Genomic DNA, 17,987 nt, shown 5'->3' with positions numbered 1-17,987 from the left:
TACCGTTTTTTAAAAGCGTTCTCAAATTAACCCTGACATTGGTTGTCGCCATTCCTGACGAAACCAGATTCATTCGCATGTGTGCAGACAAATACCGGAAGCTGTAGCTCGCCTAGAATCACAGCTACAGTTCCCGGCAGTCTTGCACCAAATGTATTTACTTGATGGGAAGTTCCGGTTCAAACTCTTGATATAACTCCCACGGCACTTCGTTTTGCAGCTTATATTGAATCTCAATCGGTTTTTCATTTCGGTATGACAATGGATTTATTTTGCCTAAATAGATGAATTTGGATGTCACATTATCGATTTGTTTGAATTTCCGCGCGAACAAATGCAAGGTTACGCCTCGTTTTTCCGCATGGATGAAGTCTTGCCCTCGGTCAGAGTCTACTTTTGTGGAGTTAGGCGATTCCCATTGGAACTGCTTGGTGTTGATGAACTTATCCTTGTAGTTCACGCGTTCTTCTACGTCGTCACCTTTATGAAGGTCCACAAAATAGAAGTAATGATTGATTTCATCATTTTTCAGCACGCCCTGTCCTCGGAAGGAAGAATGTATTTTTTTATAGTTTGAAACAATGGCGATGTCCTTCATTGTGTACTCTTCGTAGAGTTTCAAATGCGGGATGCCATAGTTTATTGAGCCAAATGTTTTTAAATAGCGCATTCTGCCGTAATGCAGGACATCTTCGATAAAAGGACGATACTGTTCATCTGCCAAGATGATTGAAAATTCTTCCGTCCGATGCAACATATTCCTATCATCCAAAGTCACCAATGGTCTTGCAGATTTCAATTCCCCTTTATCAGAAAATTCCATATTCAAGGTACGGAAAGCATGCAGAATGGTCTCGTCATCGACTGTATCCAAATACTCTAGTAATTCTGCTCTTGCTGTCTCCAAACTACATGTTTCACTTGTCAGCAGATAGTTTAAGATCATATTTTCATGTAGCCGAACTAAAGGTAATTTTTGAGACAAATCAGTCAACATGGCCATGAATAAAGGATTACCTTGCAATTCCATCACTAGTTCATTATTCGGCTCGACTTTATCCAAAAATTCGATGTAGTTCTTCGCTTTAAATTTACCCGATCTGGAGAAGAATTTAACCGGGTCTGGTGCGGCATCGACTTTTAAATAATCCTGCAATAGCCAAGGAATTCTTCCGTTATTCAAGTTTTTGAATTCATTGTACGTATTCTTTAAATAGGCCAGAGTAGAAAAGTTCTCAAAATCAATTTGCTCCAGAATCTGTTGTTTGCTGATTTCGTCCAACTGGATATGGGTCGCTCCCGGCAAATCCGAGAAATTGCGTTTCACTGACGTCTTGACGCTGTCCTTGTCGTAAAAGCGGCGCCCGTTCAGAGCGATCGCGTTCAGGAAGCTTTTGCTGTAATTGCCGATGAAATCCAAGACCGTCAGGAATTCCTTGTTGTCTTTTTTGCGCAAGCCACGTCCCAATTGTTGTGTGAACACAATGGAAGATTGGGTCGGCCGCAGCATCATGACCAGATTGACGCCGGGAATATCGATTCCTTCATTGAAAATGTCCACGGTGAAGATCACTTCCAGATCAGAATCTTCCGCTTCCAGTAACTTCGTGTAGGCTTCTCTTCTGGATACTTTATCGCCACCGGATAAGGCGATGCTTGGGATACCCCGTTTATTGAATTCCTCCGCCATAAATTCTGCATGCGCAATCGTCATACAGAAGCCTAACGCTTTTCGTTTCAAGCCATCATGCCCATAGTAGTTCATTTTTTCGATGATAAAATCTACCCTTCGATGAACACTGAGGCGCTTTGCAATTTGATCAGGCGTCAGATTTTCCGAATCCTTTAAATCGACACCCGATTCATCGGTGATGCCAAAATAGTGGAACGGCACCAACAAATCGTATTCCAAAGCCTCGCGCAACCGGATTTCAACCGGTACATTGTTATCGAACAGGTCAAAGATGTTACCGCCATCCGTCCGCTCCGGAGTCGCAGTCATCCCTAACAGGAATTTGGGATTAAAATGCTCGAGAACCTCCATATATCTCGGACTGGTCGCATGATGCGCCTCATCCACGATGATATAGTCGAAGTGCCCCGGATCATATTCTGCATAAATATTCTTCATGCTTTGGATCGTCGCAAACAAATAATCAGACTGATGCTCTTTGGATGTTCCGGATAAAATCCCGGTCGATTTATCCTTCAGATTGATGATTTTTTTGAAGGAAGACATCGCACTATGCAGGATGTCTTCTCGATGCACCAGAAATAAAAGCCGCTCTGGTTTTGCCTGTTTCACATCAAAAGCAGCTAGGAACGTTTTACCGGTTCCAGTGGCAGCCACCACTAACGCCTTCTCCTGGTGCTTTTCCCGCAGCCGCATCAGCTTTTCTATCGCTAATTCCTGCATCATATTTGGTTTGATCGACGGTCCGCGCGTGAATTGGAAAACCATAGGATAAGACTCTTGGACAACAAGATCTTTTTTGCGATCCATCAAGAAACTTGCGTAATCATTGATGAAGGCATCATCCAATATTTCGCTGCTTTCCCAAATCAGGCTGTAGGCTTCCATAATTTCCGAAATGAATTGCTCGTCCTCATCGCCGTCCTTGGTGATGATCTGAAGGTTCCATTCAATATTGCTTTTCAAGGCGCTTTGAGTGATATTGGAAGAGCCGACGATGACTTTATAATAATTGGTATATTCAAAAATATAAGCTTTAGGATGAAAGCCTGTTTGATGGGTAGCGACAAAAATGCGCGTATCGATATGCTGGAATGCTTTTAATCGGGTCAACGCATACGGTTCCGTAAAGTTCAGGTAAGTCCCCGTCAGTATTTTTCCGGACGCACCATTCTCTGCCGCTTTTTGGATCGGATCCAGCAACAATTGCAGTCCGGAAAAGTTGATGAAGGCCACGTTCAGGTAAAAGCGTTGGCACGTTTCCAACGATTGGACTAATTCATCCAACAAGGTCCCTTTTTTGCTGTTGGTAATCAACGAATACATGGCTCCACCTCACTTGTGTCTTTACTCACCAGTTTATCATACCGATAATATTTTACTAGATCATGTCGCAATAATTATTCTATTTACGCATATCTGATTTATATCGTTTTTTGGATTGCGAGGTGTATTCTTTTACATCTGCCCTCAACTACTCTAAACTGAATAATAGTAAACGTTATCATATCAGGAGGTTATTTAATGACAAATAAAGACGTATTCACTTTTTACAACGGCGTGACGATTCCCTCTATCGGTTTCGGGACATGGCAAATCCCCAACGAAGAAGCCCATGCGGCGGTGACGATGGCTTTGAAGAACGGCTATACGCACATCGATACGGCACATGCCTATCACAACGAAGAAAATGTGGGAAAAGCGATCCGCGATTTCGGTATTGCGCGCGAAGAAGTGTTCGTGACCAGCAAATTGCCTGCGCAAATCAAAGATTTTGATGGTGCAATGCAGCACTTCGAAGAAACCATGAACAATCTTGGCCTGGATTATCTGGACCTCTATCTGATCCATGCGCCATGGCCATGGGACGAGATCGGCAAAGACTGTACCGAAGGCAACATCCAAGTCTGGAAAGCCATGGAACAGCTCTATGACGAAGGCCGAATTCGCGCAATCGGGGTTTCGAACTTCTCCATCAAAGACTTGCAAGCGATCCTGGACAACTGCGACATCATCCCGATGGCGAACCAGATTCCTTTCTACATCGGCCGCGACCAAAAAGACCTGCTGACTTTCTGCAAAACGCACAAAATCGTGGTTGAAGCTTATTCACCTTTAGCTACCGGTGCGATTCTGGATAGCGCGGAAATCAAGCAAATGGCTGAAAAATACGATGTAACGCCGGCGCAGTTATCCATCCGTTACTGTTTGGAAAAGGATACTTTGCCTTTGCCGAAGTCTACGCATGAGGCCCGCATCACCGAAAATGCACAGCTTGATTTCACCATTTCGCCGGAAGATGTAGCCATTTTGGATGCGATGAAAGATGTCCGCGCAAATTAAATAACCAACAAAAAAATCCTTAAAGTGGGCGTTCATTTTAAGGTTTTTTCTATTTTTACAGATGATAATTTTTACGAAAAATAGCAATCAATGCGAGTGCGCAGCTCCGGTGAGGCGTACGCTCACCGAAGTTCTTGGGTAACTTTCAGCCGTAACTACAGCGAGGCTGCGCTCGGCGGAGGACGCAAACGGAATGTTGGCCGAACTTCGGCGAAGGCACCGTTCACCGGAGGTAGAGCCCCGCTGGCCACAAACCCTTCAAAAAGACGGTTACCGGACAATCAAATAAACAAAGAACCCAGTGTCCGCCCCCTATGAGGCCGACACTGGGTTCTTTCACTATCATACTCTTTAGACCATACCCTCTATGCCTGTTTCGATGATATCCATCTGCAGCAGGGTCTCTTCATCCTTGGTGACTTTTTCCGCACCGTTCACGATTGCGTTGTACAGATCGTCATAGACTCTGGCGTAATCGCCTTTTTCGGAGACAACTTTTTCTTCGTGGTAGACGCCTTCATCATCCATATATGTCAGAACCCCGTAATGTTCCGGCAGGTCGACACCGAAATCGGAATTGTTCGGCATGTGGAATATTTTCAGGTGCTCTTCTTGACGGTCTCGGGTCTGTTTCACGAACATACCCTTTTTGCCGTAAACGATGAAGCTCGGACGCTCCTTCAGTCTGAAGAAGCTGGATTTGATGGAAACCTTCAGATTCTGATAGTGGAAATCCAAATCGAAATAATCGTTCATCCGGCCCGGCCCCAACAATTGGCGCACATCATAATGGATTTTGTCCGGTTTGCCGAAATAGGAAAGGACCTGATCGATGGTATGGCTGCCGATTCCGTACAGGTAGCTGGTATCCTTGGTGAAGCTGTCGATAGACAAGGGAATTTCCGGGCGATAGTAATCAATGGCTATCTCGACTTCCAACAGATCGCCTAATTTGCCGCTTTCGATGACTTTCTGCGTCGTCAGGAAGTCCGAATCGTAGCGTCTGTTCTGGTAACACTGGACCAGCAAGCCCTTTTCTTTTGCGTAAGCAAAAATGGCGGCCGCTTCTTCGGAAGTTGCCATGAAGGGTTTTTCGACCAGTACATTTTTGCCGTGGTCCAAAGCTTGTTTGGCGAACTCGTAGTGGGAATTCGTATGCGTGCAGACGACCACCAACTGGATGTCATCATCCTCCAACACATCCGCAATATTCCCGGTGTAGTGGATGCCCTCGATTTTTTCCCAATCGCTCTTCTCCGGATTCCGGCTATAGATTGTTTTGACTTTTATGTTGCTTCTTGATAAAGAAAATGGCAGATGATAACGGTTCGTGCTCTTTCCGTTTCCGATGTATCCGATTGTCAGCATATTTCTTCCCCCTAAATGATTGTATCTTCTCTCTATATTGTAGCGGTATATATCCGAATGTAAACCAATCCGGGCTGAATCGGTACAAAAGTGCGCCCATTTTTAGATGGGGTGCTTTCTTTTGGACCAAATGTTCAGCGCAGATTGTTCCATTTGTGTATTTCCTGTTGCAATATTAGTTGATTTTAGTAAAGTTGAAAATAAATATTGTGAGAGTCGCTCCGGCCCTGTATAATTAAATGTAAGTTAACGTTTACATGAGTTTGTCAGATTAGGTTCTTTCAGTCACGACAAACAGCAATTTCCATATTCCGTTTTCATTTATCAGTTTCAACACTATAAGATTGGGGGACACTAATGATACAGAAAAGACAGCCTACTATGAGTGGCGAAGAGGAACTCTCCGAGCAATTAAAATTCGGTTTATTGATAGGATTTGCCTTATTGATGGGTGGTGTGGCCTTCCTGTTCAACAGCCCACGGGAAATTTATGAAGGCAACCTCACCATCTTGGCCTCTCCGGCTAATCTGTTTACGGATTACATGGCATTGACGAACGTCGGAGCGGCATTATTCAACGTTTCGTTGATGACGCTGCAGGCCATCTGGATTGTCCGGATGGCGGATGCCAAGATAAACGGCCCGGTCATAGCTGGCATTTTGACGATTGCGGGATTTGCCTTTTTTGGTAAGAACTTATTCAATTCCATGCCGATCAGCATCGGTGCCTTCACTTATGCAAGAGTCACAAAAGTACCGATGCACAAATCGTTGCTGGCTGCCCTTTTCGGGACTGCCTTGGCACCGTTGGTCAGTGAACTCTCTTTCAGCCTCGGCATCGGTCAACCCTATGGTGTGCTTCTGGGGCTTGGCGCCGGTTTCATTTCCGGCTTCCTGATTCCCCCACTAGCGCATCATTTCGTTACCTTCACAAGAGGATTCAGCCTCTATAACGTCGGCTTCACCTGCGGCATCATCGGAACGGTCTTCATCTCTTTGATGCGCAACTTCGGCTTCGAGATCAAAACAGCAAATATCCTTGCCAGCGGCTACAACGGCCCATTTTCAGTGATGCTCTATTCACTGTTCAGCGGCATGTTCCTGTTTGGCTTGTGGCTCAACGGATGGAGCTTCAAGGGGTTAAAGCGAATCATGCGCCATTCGGGCCAATTGTCCACTGATTACCTGGAGCTTGGCGGTTTGGGTGCGACGCTCATTAACATGTCCTTGCTTGGATTCCTGTCTACGACTTACATTCTTTTAATGGGTGGAGAAATCAACGGTCCCGTTTTGGGAGGAATCTTCACAGTCATAGGTTTTGGAGCCTTCGGGAAAAACGTCAAGAATGTCCTGCCGATTCTAATCGGGGTCACGCTGATGGGCCGACTCAATTATCAGGACAATCAGTCAACCATCGTGCTGATTTCGGCACTGTTCGGTACAACCTTAGCACCGTTGGCGGGTCGCTATGGGAACATAGCGGGCATCATCGCGGGAGCCATGCATCTGACGTTGGTCATGAATATCGGTTATCTCCATGGCGGAGTCAACCTCTACAACAATGGCTTTTCGGGCGGACTTGTCGCTTCGATACTGGTTCCGATCTTGGAAGCATTCCACCTCCACCGGGCCAACCAACGCGCTTTGCGTGGGCCAGTCGATCCGGCTGATGAAGTAGAAGTCGAACACACCAAGTAGCTAATTTTTCGGAAAACAAAAGCGATGCCTTATGAACGGAGCAAACTCGTTCATAAGGCATCGCTTTTTACTTTTAGATGAACAGACGAATCGCCGCAATTGCGGTCATGATCATGATGATGCGTTTGTACCACACTTCGTTTATCTTCCTGACGAAAGTGATTCCCATCCAACTGCCGAATGCGATGAACGGAATCATCAGCAACATGTACCGGAGCGTTCCCCAGGTAACGGTGCCCCACATGAAGATATGGAAAGGCAATTTCACGATATTCATCAGCAGGAAGAACCAGGCCGTTGTTCCGATCATCTTGTTCTTGGAAATGTCCTGCGACAGCAAATAGACGTTGAAAATAGGCCCGGCCGCATTCCCGACCATCGATGAAAAACCGCTGACAGCCCCGACCATCCAGTGGAAGATTGGATTTTTCGGAAGCGGTAAAACTCTTTTTGCCACCTCTCTGTAGATTAACAGCCCCAAGCAAATCAACACGACGATACCCAATAAAGCTTTAAACTGCTTGTCATCGAGATAATTGCCCGTGATGGCTCCAATGGCAATACCAATTACGGCTGCAGGCAACAATTTCAGGACGTCACTGAATTTACCTTGTTTGCCGTACTGAAAGATGGCGATCAAATCCCCCAGCATCAGCATCGGCAACATAATTCCGGCTGACGCCTTCCCGCCGAACAAAACCGCAATGAGTGCCACTGCCGGTATTGTCGCACCTTGTATGCCTGTTTTCGAAAAACCGATGATGATCGCGGCAATGATCAACATCACCCATTCAATCCCGTTCAAACCCAACATTCTGTAACCCCCCTCCAACGATTCTTTCATTTTACCGATTATCCTCAAAAATGACAATGACTCAGAGACCACAATCCGGAAAACGCTTAATCACTTCGGTTACTAGAAAAAAAGTACGTGTGAATTGGGTTTGGCGGTCATCCAAACCTCGCACTCAACAGCAAAAAGTGTTAAAATGTAACCAAAGACTTATGCCCACAATGACTGTTCCCCCCACCATCGCTCTTCACCGAGCCCACTTCCTTCATAACCATTTTTGTAATCGCCTTCACCAGTACACTTCTGACGACTATGCAAGATATTCCCACATCCGATAGACTTTCTGAAACGTGTTCGACCTTGCTTCAGGATGGCCTTTCCTTGTATATTTTTCAGATCCATCACCTTTCTTGCGCCCAAAACTCAAAAAAAATCTGTAAAGGGTGTGACACACCATGATCGTCAACCGTAACACAATCAGGGAACAGAATGAAACCATCGTTTTGACAGCAATCATCAATCATCCCAATACCTCCAGAGCAGCCATCTCTCATGATTCCGGACTCAATAAGGCAACCGTATCTGAAATTGTCAAAAAACTGCTTAAGGAAAAACTTGTCGTCGAACTCGGTACAGGTCAAAGTTCTGTTGTTGGCGGGAGAAAACCGGTGTTATTGAAGGTGAACGCGAATGGCGGATACGCGATGAGTTTGACCATTACACAAACAAAGATTTCTTCTCTCGTCTGCAATCTTCAAGGTAAAATCGTCGCGCAATACGATTTGGTCAGAAAAGTTGAGGCCAGCAATATCATCGACAGCATCGAGGAAGTGGTCATCTACCACCGGAAGAACCTCAATAAGACGCCATTTCGCTTCGTGGGTATTGTTGTCTCCATCGACGGCTTTGTGCATGAAGATGAGATAGTAGCATCAACTAACAAAATGTTAGAGCATCTGACCGCCAAACACTTGGAGAGTGACGCCATCGACTGCCCGATTTTTCTGGAGAACCAGAATAATCTGGCTGTTATAGCCGAAGCGGTATTCGCTCATTCTCCGGGGAACATCATCAGTATCGATCTGGATGAAGGCATTGGTTCCGGGATTTTACTGCAGAACCGGTTGTTCCGAAGCAAAAACAGCTTGGCAGGCAATCTGGGGCACACAATCCTTTATCCATTCGGAAAAGACTGCGATTGCGGCAAACAAGGTTGCCTGAACCAATATTGTTCAACGGGTGCTTTGGTTGCGGAAATCAGGGACCTGAAGAAGGATCCCGCACTTAAGCTAGCCGATCTGATTGCCTTGTACAAAACAGGCGATGAAGATGCCAAAAACGTAGTGGAACATCTCGTGCTGCATATGAGCATCGCAATCAGCAACGTCGTCAGCCTGTTCGATCCAGAAAAAGTCTATCTGAATGGCGATCTCTTCAGGGCATTGCCGGAATGTGTGACCGCAATCCAAACGGAATTGAACCGAAAATCCGGACAAAACGTTCCGGTAAGTTTGTCCACACTGGGGAAAAACGGCGCACTTCTGGGCGGAATCGCATTGGCCCTCCAGCATTTCTTCCAGGTTCCGCAATTGCAGTTGCATTTTGAGGATTGAAATTTGGGATGCCTGGAGCGTAATCCCAACAAATTGAATAGCTCTTTCTGTCGTCACATCCTTCGGGGTGTGACGTTTTTTTTGACAGTCTCTTGCTTTTTGTTGATTATTAATATAGAATTTTATATGCAGATACATGTATTCGGTTTCACGAAACGACATTCCATATCGTGGAATGCCTTTTTATTATATGAAAAACCTGACATGGATCATATTTCATTAATTTTAATGTAGAGAGGAACTATTATATGACCTTACGCCACTATCTATCTTTTTTATCTGCAGCCTTTTTGATCATGGCCATGTACATTGCCGGGAATGCGGTTGGTTTCTTCGTTGAGCCGATCACCACGGAATTAGGTTTCACTCGCAGTGCCTTTTCGCTTTACATCAGCCTGTCGACTTTGACCGGTGTCTTCGTGCTTCCCCTGATCGGACAATTTCTACCTAAATTTGGCGCAAAGCGCTTGCTGATCGGAGGAGGTCTCTGGGTTTCGCTTGGATTTGTTTGGTTGGCATTCGCCACCCGTTTATGGCAATTTTATCTGGGCGGCATCTTCCTCGGTCTGTTCATGATGCCGATCACCATGTTTCTGGCGATTTTGTTGATCAACAATTGGTTCACCGCCAAAAAAGGATTGATGATGGGCTTGTTGAATGCCTCAGGAGGACTTGCGGGAGCCATCGTTTCGATGATCATGCCGACATTTCTGGATAATTTCGGTTGGCGCATGGGTTATTTTTTGATTGCAGGACTTTTCGCGCTCTTAACTGTACCAAACGCCCTCTTTTTGTTGGTTGAAAAGCCGGACAGCATCGGGTTGACCGCTTATGGAAATGAATTGTCGGCTCTAAGCGAAAATAATCAACCTCTACATGATCTGTCCATCCCTTATGAAGAAGCCAAAAAGATGAAACCGTTTCACATCCTATTCATAGGCATTTTCCTTTCCGCTTTCGGAGGCGGAATGATGCAACATCTGCCGGCGCACTTCAGTGGCCTGGAGTTCACATCCGGACAGGTTGGCACATTGTTTTCGCTCGTCATGGCTGGCATGATCATCGCCAACATTTCGGTGGGAGCCATCAATGACAAAATCGATTCGACCATCACCCTTACAGTTGTCGTTGTCTGCATGGTGATCGCCTTGTTCTTCCTTGCGACCACCCGCTCTTTCCTGGCCTTGTCGATCGTCATGTTCATCCTCGCATTCGGGCTCGGCGGACCCGCAGTGTTGACCCCTTTGGTCGTGAGTGAAGTCTTCGGTATCGGGGATTATCCGCGCATCTGGTCCATCCTTGGTATGGCGCCTTCCATCGGGATGTCCATCTCTGGCCCGCTTTGGGGAGCCGTTTACGATGTGACCGGTTCATATGCAATTGGGATGTATGCGATGATGGCGCTCAGCGTCATTTACGGATTCTGTTACCTTTTCGCCCTGAAAAATGGCCCGTTAAAACAGCCGCTTAACGTAACAGGCATCTAAAATAAGGTATGTCTTGGCCGGAGTTCCGGCCCCAAAACAAAAACGCGGACAAATTTGTCCGCGTTTTTGTTTTTTCTATTTTTTTAGCCATTTTTTCAATGGATTGCTCTTCTTCAGGTTGTCCAGGACCTCTTTGACGTCCTGATCCTTGGTCCCCATTTTGAGCCGTTCCTGCATTTTTTCGCGCATCAGCGTCTCGATGTTGCTGAGGTCCGGATACTTTCCGTCCTTTTCGCCTTTCGCAACGACCGACAGCACCTCGATGTAGCTCATCGCCAACGCGGTCGTCAGCACCGCAGCCGTGGCGCCGCTGATGATCCCTCCAACGAGCGTCCCCGCACCAGGGATCAACTTCAGCAAGTTGGACACGATGTACCGCCCCAAATAAGTGGCTCCCCCTGTTCCGCCAACCGCGCCGATCACGCTGGTGATGGTGGCTTTGTCCATCGAAATGCCGAAGATGGCGGTGATGTGGGCCAGCATGCCGATCTGCATCGGCACCAAGACAGTCGCATCGGAAAAAGGAATCGGCGTGAAACCGACACCGAATGTGGTCACGATATATTTGGTCGCCCAACTTCGGGATGCTTTCGCTTTACGCGCAATATCCACTTGTTGGGCGTTGTTAAAAGCCTCTTTCGTCTCCTCCGGCAGCACCGCAAACGTCCGCTCGATCAATTCCTTCAATCCGCTCTGCGGAAGCACCAGCGCATCCGTGATGGCATAGGGCTCCGCCATCACGTTCAGCACCCCGGCGATCGGCAAATTTAGGTTTTCGATGTATTTCTTCAGCTCGGTAGCAGGCTGTCCGATCGATTGCGTCAGGACGACCAGCACCGGCAGCAGACCGGATAATTCTTCCATGAAGGCGATCTCGGATTCCTCGATGCGGGAGGAATGCGCATTGATGCAATAATAGACCAAATGGATCGCTTTATCGGACCCTTCCTTTTGGCTATGCTTGATGGCCTCGATGATTTCCCTCTTGACTTCGGTTTGGATCGGATGGCCCAATTCCAGCCCGCGCGTATCGTACAGCACGATCGGCATGCCTTCCTTCGCGATCCGCCGTAGATGTTTCGTGACAGGTTTTCCGATGCCGGTCTCAGCCATCCGTTCCCGGAAGACATTGTTGATCAGCGTACTTTTCCCGACACCCGTCTTCCCCGCCAGCAGGATATTGACAGGGTGCATGTTTTCCACTTCTTCTTTTGTCTTGTTCAGTATCTCCTGGACCACATTCAAATCAAGGTTTCCTCTTCCCATGACGCTTCCTCCTGTCGCTCAAACACAAACATGCTAATTTTCGGAACGATCACGTTCCTCTGGTTATTTCCACCACGCTTTGGGAAATGAAATAATACCCATACTCCCCCATCCGCTCCGGCGAGTCTTTCATGCCGTTCGTCACCCAAGAGTAGATCATGCCCTGATAGGCGAAGGAAACGGCTGTGATCCAGTGTTCATAAGGTATGACGGTTTTTTTCGACCGGAGCTGATCTTCCAAACGTCCCCTCAAATAGGTGTTGAATTTGAGCGGAAAGGAGTAGCTGCTTCGCCCGTTGAAAAGAACGCTGAAGAAGCGCTCATTTTGTTTGATGTAGCTGAATATATCCGTGAACGCCTCAACCGTTATTTGCCTGAATTCTATTTCTGCTGCATCGGATAAAACCGTTCTCGTGATGGCTTTCCCTCTGTCCTGGAGTTCCAGGATCAGCGCATCGATATTTTTCTCCAACAGATCATGTTTATCTACGTAATGCAGGTAAAAAGTTCCCCGATTCACTTTTGCCCGTCCGGTAAGCTCCCTCACCGTCACTTCTTCGATGGATTTTTCTTCCAGCAGTGTTATCAACGCATGCAAAAGATTTTTCTTTGTGGCTATGACGCGCTTGTCTTGCGATTGTTTATTAGGATTCATTAGTAGCTCCTGCTTCCAGAGTCTGATTTGGAACTCTTTCTTGATATAGACTTCCAAAATGCTAACATGATTATAGTATAGCCATCCCAAGATAACAAGTTAAATGGCCGCCTTTCAGGGGAGCCAGCACAACAAAAAAAAGCTGCTCTGGTCCGTTGGAATGGACCTAAGCAGCTTTTTCGGATGGAAGGCGGACTAATCGCGCTCCTGTTGGTTAATCGTCGTTGCTTCCGCCGCCGAAAAGCAACAGCAGACGGAGCAGTTGCAGGAAGCTCATGAAGGCAGCCGCGACATATGTCATGGCTGCTGCCACAAGAACTTTGCGGGCTTTCGGTACTTCTTGCGCGTTCAGGATGCCACCGTTCGACAGGATCTTCAGCGCGCGTCCGGATGCATTGAATTCGACAGGCAATGTGACCACTTGGAACAAGAAGCTGAACGAGAAGAAGAGGATCCCCAAATTGAGGAACGTCTGATTCATGCCTGCGAACATGCCAATCATGATCATCGGCATGGAAAGCATCTGGCCGAAATTGGCGGCCGGGACCAAACCTGCACGCATGCGCAACGGAATGTAATTTTTTTGGTCCTGGATCGCGTGACCGACTTCATGGGCAGCGACACCGATAGCTGCAACTGAAGTCGAGTTGGCTGTCGTATCAGAAAGACGCAGCACTTTGGCGCGCGAGTCGTAGTGGTCCGTCAAATCCCCACGGACGCGTTCGATCTGCACATCATGGATGCCCGATTGCTCCAGGATGAAGCGTGCTGCATCCGTAGCGGTGTAACCGTTTTGGCTTTTCACTTTGTTATAGGTATTGAAGGTACGTTTGACGAATCCCGAAGCAATCATGGAAACCACGATACCGAGGATGATCAATATATAGGTGCTATCGAAGAATGGATACAACATGTCTCATCAACCTTTCTTTTATTTACTCTACAGTATAGCATCCGATTATGAAGAAAAGGTGAAGAATGCTTACGGTCGTGTAATTTTATCAAATTCTTTAGATATCCGTTGTTTGCAACATCGGATTCTGGTTGGCCAGAGGAAATCAGCTGGAGGTAGCCCCTGCTCCGGCGAGGGTCCGCCCGCCGGAGGACGCGACTGAATTCCGACCTCAGCTCCGGGGAAGCTGGCCTCATCGGAGAACACAAAAAAATGTTGGCTGAACTCCGGCCAAGCCTTCGATCACCGGAGCAGCGCGCTACGCTGCTGCTCGATGGATCGCTGCTGCAACCTACGTTTCCTCCAAACCAAAAGCTGCCCCGCAACGAGACAGCCCCCAGTTCTATTGATTGTGTTTCCGGTATTTTTGCATGACTGTGACCAGGCGCTGCATCGCTTCCATCAGCGTTTTCGTAGGGGCACCCAGGCTGATTCTTTCGTATCCACGGCCTTCGTCTCCGAAGATGTAGCCTTCATCCAGGAAGACTTGCGCCTCCTGCTCCGTGATGGTTTCCAATTCTTTGTGCGACAATCCGAAGGCGCTGAAATCCATCCATTGCAGGTAGGTCCCTTCCAGATCAAAGACGGTCACTTCCGGCAGTTCCTTCGCTAGGAAATCTTTCAGCACTTCGTGGTTATGCCAGATCAAGTCTTTGAATTCTTCCAGCCAGTCCTCGGCTGCCGTATAGGCGATTTCTGTCGCCTTCAAGCCGATGACATTGGTTCCTCCGCCGATGCCGGTCATTTCCATATCCATCTTGAAAGCCGTGTGGAGCTCCGGATTCGAAATGATGACATTGGAATTGCGGAGTCCCGCGATATTGAAGGACTTGCTGGCGGCGGTTGCCGTGATGCAGATGTCCGCTGCTGCTTCCGATATGGCTGCCATCGGCGTGAAGCTATGCCCTGGCATGATCAGATCGTGGTGGATTTCATCCGCCAAAATCACGACATCATTGGCGGCGCAGATGTCGACCACTTTCTCCAGTTCCGCTTTGGTCCAGACGCGACCGACCGGATTATGCGGGTTGCTGAAGAGCATCAGTTTGATGTTCGGCTCTTTGGCTTTTTCCGCCAAACCATCAAAATCGATTTCGTAGCGATCGCCGTTGCGGACCAACGAATTGTTGATGAGCTTGCGTTTCGTGTTCTTGATCGACTTCATGAACGGGTAATAGACCGGCCCCATGTAAAGGACTCCGTCGCCCGGTTCCGTGTACGCTCGGATAGCGGAGTAGAACGCCGCAATGATGCCCGGTGTGCAGATGATCCATTCCTTCTTGATTTCCCACGCATGGCGGTTCCCCATCCAGTTGATGATGGCGCGGTAATAGTCTTCGGTCGGCAGATCATAGCCCATTACGGCTGTTTCGATATATTCCTGCAGTCCTTTGACGATCTGCGGTGCTGTCTTTATGTCCAAATCCGCTACAGAAAAAGGAAAAACATCCTTCCCCACATTCGGATTGCTTCTGTACATGGCTGCCCATTTTTCGGACCCGGTATTGCTCCGGTTGACGGGCGTTTCAAAATCATAATTCATAAATGCATCCTCCCAACATTTGACTTACTTTTCATTCTATCACTCGTTTTGACAATTGCCACCCCTAATCAGATTTTAATGCAATAAAAATGGAGAATCCGTTTTGGATCCTCCATTGTTTGTTCTGTACATTTCAGGGAAGCACCAGATAGATGCCAGCTGCAGCGAGTCCGCCGAGCAGCGGAGCCACTACGGGAATCCATGCGTACCCCCAGTCTGAATCCCCTTTGTTCGCTATCGGCAGGATGGCATGCGCCAGCCGTGGAGCCAAATCGCGGGCAGGATTCAAGGCCGCACCTGTCGTCCCTCCCATGGCCAAGATGATCACAGTGATCAGCATGCCGACTACAATCGGCTGCAGACCTGCAACGAATTCGACTTTGGAAAAACTTAGTACGGCGAAAACAAGTACCGCTGTCCCCATCGCTTCACTCAATATATTGGCAGGCAAATGTCGGATTGCCGGAGATGTTGAAAAGACACCCAATATCGTGCTGGAATCCTTTGTTTCAGCCCAATGTGGATAATATTTCAACCAAAGGGCCACTGCTCCCAAAAATGCACCCACAAATTGAGCTACAATATAGGGAAGGACAGATGACCAGGGCAGATTTCCGGTAACAGCCATCGCCAACGTTACCGCCGGATTCAGATGGCCGGGTCCCAAAGGGCTGGAAACATACACGGAAATCGCTACGGCAAGCCCCCAGCCGATCCCTATCGTCAACCAAGAATTTTGTTCGCTCTTTGTCTTCTTCAAGGATGCGCCTGCACCGATGCCGCATCCAAGCACTATCAATAAAAAGGTACCGATTAATTCGCCCAACAACTGCGTGCCGATGCCATTTGCCATTCACTCATTCTCCTTATGCCATCCATTCCGTCGGATGATTCACATATTAGCTTTTTCTTTTCAGCATTTTGAGGTAACTTTGATAATTCTTATTGCCGCCTGAAAGGTTGTAGACTTCCTGGAAGCCTAAATTGATCAAGACGTTCTGAGCGGCATTTCCGGTTACGCCCTTGTTGCAGTAAGTCACTGTCGGGATATCTTTGGAAAGTTCACCGGCGCGTGTCCTTAGTTCCCCTAACGGGATGTGGATTGCATCTTTTACGTGGCCTTTCTCAAAGTCCTTGAGGGACCGTGTGTCGACCACTTGGATTGATTCGCCTTTATGCTGCGTTTCGACCAACTGGGCCGGCGTCATCAAAGGATTTCCGTGCAAGGCGTTATCCAAGGCCATACCTGTATAAAGAATTGGGTCTTTTGTCGTTGCGAATGGTGGTGCATAGGCCAGATCCAAGTGGAACAGGTCTTCCGCTTTCGCCTTGAAGGTGATGGCCGTTGCGAGGACATCGATCCGTTTGTCCACACCTTGCGTTCCTACGATTTGAGCGCCCAAGACGCGTCCAGTAGCCTTATCGGCCAATGCCTTGATGATCAGTTCCTTGCCGCCAAGGTATTCGGCGTGGTCCGGCTTGATATTGTAAAGGATCTCCACAGAATAGCCTGCTGCCTTCGCTTCTTTTTCGGTCATGCCTGTCTGACCGACATGCAGATTGAATACGCGGAAAATCCCGGTACCCAATACGCCGCGGTGTTCCAGATCCCCACCGGTAATCACATCACCGGCGATCCGTCCCATTTTATTGGCCGTAGAGCCCAATGGACGGTAGATCGGCTTGCCTGTGATGACGGAGAAGCTTTCTGCCACATCCCCGACCGCATAAACATCCGCAAGGTTCGTCTGCATTTTGCTGTTGACGGCAACCGCCCCCGTCGCTCCGATGGTCACGCCGATTTCCTTCGCCAGTTCGGTGTTCGGGCGCACTCCGGCCGCCAAGATGACGATGTCCGTTTCGATGGTCGCACCTTTTGTCGTCACCACTTTTTTGACTGTACCATCACCTTCGATGGTTTTGACCGTATCGCCCAGATGCATATGCACGCCATTGGCCATCAGCACTTCCTCCACACGGAAAGCCATATCTGCATCCATCGGTGGCATCACTTGATTTTCCAGCTGAACGATGGTGACATCCCAGCCTTTATGCACAAGCTGTTCGGCCATTTCCAGACCGATGAACCCGGCGCCGATGATGAGCGCTTTTTCCGGATTTTTTGCAGCTGCATACCCTTCGATATCGCGCACATCCTGAATATTGCGGACGTGGAAAACATTCTCATATTCAGCTTGATTAAACGGCGGCGGCGTCATCGGCGAAGCTCCAGTTGCAAGGACCAACACATCATAGTTGTCGTGCTTCGTTTCGCCTGTCACCAAATCTTTTACTTCGATTTTTTTTGCTTCATGATCGATCGTTGTCACCCGGTGCTCCGTGAATACGGAAACATTGTATCTTTTCTTGAACCACTTTGCATTGCGCGGCGTCAAGCTATCCAACGATTCGACTTCTCCACCGATTTTGTAAGGGATTCCGCAGACGGAATAGGAAATGTCCTTCCCTTGATCGTAGACGACAATTTCTGCCTCTTCCGTATTTCTTCTTGCTTTGGCCGCTACGGATGTCCCAGCGGCTACAGAACCGATAACGATGATTTTCATAGTGCAACT

At 47.8% G+C, this 17,987-nt stretch carries 13 protein-coding genes; 4 read left to right on the top strand and 9 right to left on the bottom strand.

Annotated features, from left to right (window positions below; genetic code table 11):
* Positions 1-157: 157 nt before the first annotated feature.
* Positions 158-3,019 (bottom strand): DUF3427 domain-containing protein, encoded by a 2,862-nt coding sequence (locus C7R56_RS01345; protein WP_107994840.1) that lies wholly within the window; start codon positions 3,017-3,019, stop codon positions 158-160.
* Between the two features lie 198 nt (positions 3,020-3,217).
* Here C7R56_RS01345 and C7R56_RS01340 point away from each other — a divergent pair, with 198 nt between their 5' ends.
* The gene (locus C7R56_RS01340) at positions 3,218-4,036 is read left to right on the top strand and encodes an aldo/keto reductase (RefSeq protein ID WP_107994839.1); all 819 of its coding nucleotides are present in this window, start codon (positions 3,218-3,220) and stop codon (positions 4,034-4,036) included.
* Between the two features lie 351 nt (positions 4,037-4,387).
* On the opposite strand, the gene C7R56_RS01335 is transcribed toward C7R56_RS01340, so the two are convergent.
* The gene (locus C7R56_RS01335) at positions 4,388-5,404 is read right to left on the bottom strand and encodes a Gfo/Idh/MocA family oxidoreductase (protein ID WP_107994838.1); all 1,017 of its coding nucleotides are present in this window, start codon (positions 5,402-5,404) and stop codon (positions 4,388-4,390) included.
* Between the two features lie 357 nt (positions 5,405-5,761).
* On the opposite strand from C7R56_RS01335, the gene C7R56_RS01330 reads away from it, so the two are divergent.
* Entirely contained in the window at positions 5,762-7,102 is a 1,341-nt protein-coding gene (locus C7R56_RS01330; protein WP_107994837.1) for a DUF1576 domain-containing protein, read from the top strand.
* Between the two features lie 73 nt (positions 7,103-7,175).
* Here the strand turns inward: C7R56_RS01330 and C7R56_RS01325 are convergent, their stop codons facing one another.
* Positions 7,176-7,916, bottom strand: a complete 741-nt coding sequence (locus tag C7R56_RS01325) for a sulfite exporter TauE/SafE family protein (protein WP_159072119.1) — start codon at positions 7,914-7,916, stop codon at positions 7,176-7,178.
* Between the two features lie 434 nt (positions 7,917-8,350).
* Between C7R56_RS01325 and C7R56_RS01315 the strand changes: the two genes are divergently transcribed.
* Together C7R56_RS01315 and C7R56_RS01310 are read left to right on the top strand one after the other, a co-directional pair.
* Positions 8,351-9,508 (top strand): ROK family transcriptional regulator, encoded by a 1,158-nt coding sequence (locus C7R56_RS01315; RefSeq protein ID WP_107994834.1) that lies wholly within the window; start codon positions 8,351-8,353, stop codon positions 9,506-9,508.
* A gap of 248 nt (positions 9,509-9,756) precedes the next feature.
* Positions 9,757-10,995 carry an MFS transporter gene (locus C7R56_RS01310; RefSeq protein WP_107994833.1) on the top strand — a complete coding sequence of 413 codons (1,239 nt, stop codon included), beginning with the start codon at positions 9,757-9,759 and terminating at the stop codon, positions 10,993-10,995.
* A 75-nt stretch (positions 10,996-11,070) separates the two neighbouring features.
* Here C7R56_RS01310 and C7R56_RS01305 read toward each other — a convergent pair whose 3' ends face one another.
* From C7R56_RS01305 to C7R56_RS01280, 6 genes are all read right to left on the bottom strand, one after another.
* The gene (locus C7R56_RS01305; RefSeq protein ID WP_107994832.1) at positions 11,071-12,261 is read right to left on the bottom strand and encodes a YcjF family protein; all 1,191 of its coding nucleotides are present in this window, start codon (positions 12,259-12,261) and stop codon (positions 11,071-11,073) included.
* Positions 12,262-12,310: 49 nt separating this feature from the next.
* Complete coding sequence (locus tag C7R56_RS01300) at positions 12,311-12,916, bottom strand: TetR/AcrR family transcriptional regulator (protein ID WP_107994831.1); 606 nt, start codon at positions 12,914-12,916, stop codon at positions 12,311-12,313.
* Positions 12,917-13,130: 214 nt separating this feature from the next.
* Positions 13,131-13,829, bottom strand: coding sequence for a zinc metallopeptidase (locus tag C7R56_RS01295; protein WP_107994830.1), 699 nt, complete (start codon positions 13,827-13,829; stop codon positions 13,131-13,133).
* Positions 13,830-14,211: 382 nt separating this feature from the next.
* Positions 14,212-15,411 carry a MalY/PatB family protein gene (locus tag C7R56_RS01290; RefSeq protein ID WP_107994829.1) on the bottom strand — a complete coding sequence of 400 codons (1,200 nt, stop codon included), beginning with the start codon at positions 15,409-15,411 and terminating at the stop codon, positions 14,212-14,214.
* A gap of 133 nt (positions 15,412-15,544) precedes the next feature.
* Entirely contained in the window at positions 15,545-16,264 is a 720-nt protein-coding gene (locus tag C7R56_RS01285; protein ID WP_107994828.1) for an MIP/aquaporin family protein, read from the bottom strand.
* A 46-nt stretch (positions 16,265-16,310) separates the two neighbouring features.
* Complete coding sequence (locus C7R56_RS01280; protein WP_107994827.1) at positions 16,311-17,978, bottom strand: FAD-dependent oxidoreductase; 1,668 nt, start codon at positions 17,976-17,978, stop codon at positions 16,311-16,313.
* Positions 17,979-17,987: the final 9 nt, after the last annotated feature.

Origin of the sequence: Trichococcus paludicola (genome assembly GCF_003052295.1) — a bacterium.
GTDB lineage: Bacteria > Bacillota > Bacilli > Lactobacillales > Aerococcaceae > Trichococcus > Trichococcus paludicola.
This window is presented reverse-complemented; position numbering and strand designations above follow the sequence as displayed.

Excerpts from the sequence above, each read along its gene's own strand:
- C7R56_RS01290 (WP_107994829.1), bottom strand. The coding sequence starts at position 15,411 with ATGAATTATGATTTTGAAACGCCCGTCAACCGGAGCAATACCGGGTCC.
- C7R56_RS01280 (WP_107994827.1), bottom strand. The coding sequence starts at position 17,978 with ATGAAAATCATCGTTATCGGTTCTGTAGCCGCTGGGACATCCGTAGCG.
- C7R56_RS01285 (WP_107994828.1), bottom strand. The coding sequence starts at position 16,264 with ATGGCAAATGGCATCGGCACGCAGTTGTTGGGCGAATTAATCGGTACC.
- C7R56_RS01340 (WP_107994839.1), top strand. The coding sequence starts at position 3,218 with ATGACAAATAAAGACGTATTCACTTTTTACAACGGCGTGACGATTCCC.
- C7R56_RS01295 (WP_107994830.1), bottom strand. The coding sequence starts at position 13,829 with ATGTTGTATCCATTCTTCGATAGCACCTATATATTGATCATCCTCGGT.
- C7R56_RS01305 (WP_107994832.1), bottom strand. The coding sequence starts at position 12,261 with ATGGGAAGAGGAAACCTTGATTTGAATGTGGTCCAGGAGATACTGAAC.
- C7R56_RS01325 (WP_159072119.1), bottom strand. The coding sequence starts at position 7,916 with ATGTTGGGTTTGAACGGGATTGAATGGGTGATGTTGATCATTGCCGCG.
- C7R56_RS01345 (WP_107994840.1), bottom strand. The coding sequence starts at position 3,019 with ATGTATTCGTTGATTACCAACAGCAAAAAAGGGACCTTGTTGGATGAA.
- C7R56_RS01330 (WP_107994837.1), top strand. The coding sequence starts at position 5,762 with ATGATACAGAAAAGACAGCCTACTATGAGTGGCGAAGAGGAACTCTCC.
- C7R56_RS01335 (WP_107994838.1), bottom strand. The coding sequence starts at position 5,404 with ATGCTGACAATCGGATACATCGGAAACGGAAAGAGCACGAACCGTTAT.
- C7R56_RS01315 (WP_107994834.1), top strand. The coding sequence starts at position 8,351 with ATGATCGTCAACCGTAACACAATCAGGGAACAGAATGAAACCATCGTT.
- C7R56_RS01300 (WP_107994831.1), bottom strand. The coding sequence starts at position 12,916 with ATGAATCCTAATAAACAATCGCAAGACAAGCGCGTCATAGCCACAAAG.
- C7R56_RS01310 (WP_107994833.1), top strand. The coding sequence starts at position 9,757 with ATGACCTTACGCCACTATCTATCTTTTTTATCTGCAGCCTTTTTGATC.